General features: G+C 47.6%; 1 protein-coding gene. It reads right to left on the bottom strand.

The features are described from left to right. Nucleotides 1-13: 13 nt before the first annotated feature. Nucleotides 14-1,228, bottom strand: coding sequence for an IS4 family transposase (locus NY07_RS18755; protein ID WP_033540876.1), 1,215 nt, complete (start codon nt 1,226-1,228; stop codon nt 14-16). Between the last annotated feature and the right edge of the window lie 109 nt (nt 1,229-1,337).

Genomic DNA, 1,337 nt, shown 5'->3' with positions numbered 1-1,337 from the left:
CTGTAGGATCCCCTCATAATTCATACCCCCAGCAGCCGTAAATGAGTGATAATTCTGCCAGCTTCCTGGCGGCATTGAGTAGGTCGTCGACTGACATTGGGTATCTGTCTCGCCGTCGCATCAGCTCTTTTCCTATGCGCACTATCGATAGCACATTACGTTTTTTCACCGTATTGGCCTGGAAATGTCGTTGCAATTGCTGCGCTTCACCAAAGAGCCCCACCCACCAAAATGCCAATTGCACCAGCAAGGCTATCATCAGCAGGATATCCATTCTTGCCGCATCACGTGTTCGGCTATGGCGTAAACCAAATCCGTAAGCCGGACTTTTTAAGTCCCTAAAAGTCTCTTCTATCTGCATTCGCTTTTGGTAAAGATTGACCAGCTTCTTGGGCGGCATCGCTTCCATTGTTAGATTGGTCACCAGCGCCCAAGGCTCTTTTGCTGTCAATTCATAGGTCCATTGAGCGGTATGATGGCAGTCGGTTGTCGTACTACGCTGACCTTTTCGCCCTTTACCTCGCGCCTTAAACAACACCATTTCACAGAGCAAAGGCTTCTTGACCGATAAGGCCACCCGACCAACATGCTTGGCGCGGCTACTTGCTCTGGCATAGAGCGCTTTGAGTGAAAATTGACGACCAAAGGGATGAAGGCGATAAACACTCAATCCTCTAGCCCGACCGAGCCAGTACCAACCGAGTTGCTCCACTTTTCTGAACCAGGGATTACGAAACCCGGCATCAGTGACTATTAGCGGAGTGACGTTTGCAGGTAACACCTTATGAAGCTCATTGAGAAATTGATTATGGGCAGCTTGCGTTCCTTGCAGCGCTAAGGGAAATGTTCGCTCATAGAGCGTAATTGAACGCCCCTTTATGGCAATAGAAGCTCTCAGGGCAATGAGCTCGCGCCCTTCGCGCATATCAGACCAATCCACCAAAACGATGGGCATAGTGTGCTGCGTTAGTAGCCATTTAGCATGCCATTGATAGACAGCTAATCTCTCACGATGAAGATGATGGTTGCCAAGCAACCTGTCCATACGTTTTATCGAATGCTTGGTTTGCGTATGAGTTCCATCAATATGGCGACCTAAAGCGGTCAATGTAAGACGGTCTGAATCAATGAGAGCCCGGCAGGCAACCATGAGAGTATTTAAACGCTTTTGATGAATTTCTGGGCAATGTCGATAGAGAGATTGATGTAAGATAGTTAACGCTTGCACCTTGGAAGTCCGTGATTGGTTTTTGTTTGCGCTTAATCAGATCACATTCCAAGGTGTAAGTTCACTCTAATCTCATGATTTATATCAAAGTTATCAGGGGATTCCTCAG

Origin of the sequence: Shewanella sp. ECSMB14101 (genome assembly GCF_000773485.1) — a bacterium.
GTDB lineage: Bacteria > Pseudomonadota > Gammaproteobacteria > Enterobacterales > Shewanellaceae > Shewanella > Shewanella marisflavi.
This window is presented reverse-complemented; position numbering and strand designations above follow the sequence as displayed.